The sequence below is a fragment of the Protofrankia coriariae genome, from assembly GCF_001017755.1.
Taxonomy (GTDB): domain Bacteria; phylum Actinomycetota; class Actinomycetes; order Frankiales; family Frankiaceae; genus Protofrankia; species Protofrankia coriariae.
The window spans coordinates 261,509-263,210 of the sequence record NZ_JWIO01000001.1 but is presented as its reverse complement, the minus strand read 5'-3'; the positions used below and the strand labels follow the sequence as shown (position 1 = coordinate 263,210).

At 70.1% G+C, this 1,702-nt stretch carries 3 protein-coding genes; all 3 read right to left on the bottom strand.

Features of this window, described 5'->3' with window-relative positions:
- Positions 1-122: 122 nt before the first annotated feature.
- A complete protein-coding gene (locus tag FrCorBMG51_RS32310; RefSeq protein WP_268760502.1) occupies positions 123-308 on the bottom strand; it encodes a YceI family protein in 186 nt (61 codons plus the stop codon).
- Between the two features lie 2 nt (positions 309-310).
- Entirely contained in the window at positions 311-976 is a 666-nt protein-coding gene (locus FrCorBMG51_RS32305; protein ID WP_476742078.1) for a YceI family protein, read from the bottom strand.
- A 454-nt stretch (positions 977-1,430) separates the two neighbouring features.
- Positions 1,431-1,702: DUF305 domain-containing protein (locus FrCorBMG51_RS30285; protein WP_047221310.1), on the bottom strand; the 272-nt coding region annotated here is incomplete at its 5' end.

Below are 1,702 nucleotides of genomic sequence, written 5' to 3'. Positions count from 1 at the left end.
CCGGCCGCCGGCCATGTGGTTGCGTATGGTTACATGGCCGGCGCGCTGGGAGCCGAGGAGCTGGCCGGTCGCGGAACCCGCTGGCGCTGAGGGCCTGGCGGGGCGCAGGGCCTGGTGCGGGCTCAGGACTTGGCGAAGTTGAGCAGAACCTCGATGATCCCGTTGTCTTCGACCCGGATCCCGCCGACGCTCGGTGAGTCGATGTCGTAATCGCTGAACGTGACCGGGATCTGCCCGCTGACCCGGATCTGCCCGCCGGTGAGCTGGGTGTCCAGCGGGACGGTGACGGTCCTGGTGACACCGTGCACGGTCAGCTCGCCGGTTGCCTGGTAGGTCTTCCGTTCGCCCTCGGCGGGCACNCGCCCTCGGCGGGCACCGAGCCGAGGTCGATCGGCTGGGTCAACCTGAAGCTGGCCGTGGAGAACCGGGACGTTTCCATGATCCGGCCACGGAACTGGTTGTCGCGCTGAGACTGGTCGCTGGTGATGGTGGCCACGTCCACGCTGAAGTCGGCGGACGGCACGGTGGTGCCGTCGACGACCAGCTTCCCGGTGACGGACGAGGTCCGGCCGACCGCGGTGGTGTCCTGCCCGAACAGGACCTCCTTGACGCGGTAGCCGGCCTGCGAGCCGGCGGCCACCGTCCACGTCCCGTCGATGGTGGTGTAGGCGGTCGTGCCGCCGGTGGCCGGGCTGGCCGTGGCGCTGGCAGGTGTCGTCGCGCTGTCCAGCGACAGTTCGGCCGGCGGATCACCCTCGATGAAGTTGATGTAGACGAACGGCCCGCCGACCACGAGGGCGGCCAGGACCACCACGCCGATCACCACACCCTTCACCCAGCGCGGCCGTTTCTTCTTCGACGGGCCCGGCGGATCCGGCGGACCTGGCGGACTCGGCGGGCCTGACTGCTGTGGTGGGCCCGGCTGGCTCGGCGGTTGCTGCGGTGGGTCTGCCGGACGGGAGGCGTCGGCTATCATTGATCACTCCTGGTGACTTTGTGACTGCTTGTAGCTCTGTGACGGGTTGTGTCCGGTCTGTGGCATCTGGCGCCGGGTGCTGGCGTTCGCTGCTAGCCACATAGGTCGGATGTTGCACGAGCAACATAAAAAAATCATGAATATGATTCGGTTTGGCAGCCTGTCAGCCTGGCGACACGGACCTGCCGGCCCGGCCTCGCGGACGGCTACCCACCACCGTCACCGCAGCGTGCCCTCCCGGAGGTCGACACCACCGGAGGACGCCACCGGACGGCGCGGGCGGCCTGCCGGTTCTGCCCGCTGGCACCGTCGAATCGGCCCGGTGGCACCGTCGAATCGGCCGGCTGGCCGAGGACGCTGCGGCATGGCCGGATCAGCCGGCCGGATGGCCCCGGGCGACCGGACCGGCGGGGCGGCCGGATGGCGTCGGGGCGGGTCGTCACGGCAGGCGAAGTCAGGCCGGGGGAGCGCCGAGCGCGCGCAGGTCGGCCTGCATCTGGTCGATCTCGACGGCCTGGTTGATGACCATCGCCCTGGCCAGAGCCCGGACGTTCGCTTCCTGCGCCTGGGCCGCCGCGTACTGGGCCATCGCGATCCCACCGCGGTGGTGGCGGATCATGAGCGTGAGGAAGAGGACGTCCAGCTCCCGGCCCTGCGTCGTGGACAACTGGGCCAGTTCGGCGTCGGTGGCCATCCCCGGCATCCGCGACGAGCCGGCGGGAGCCG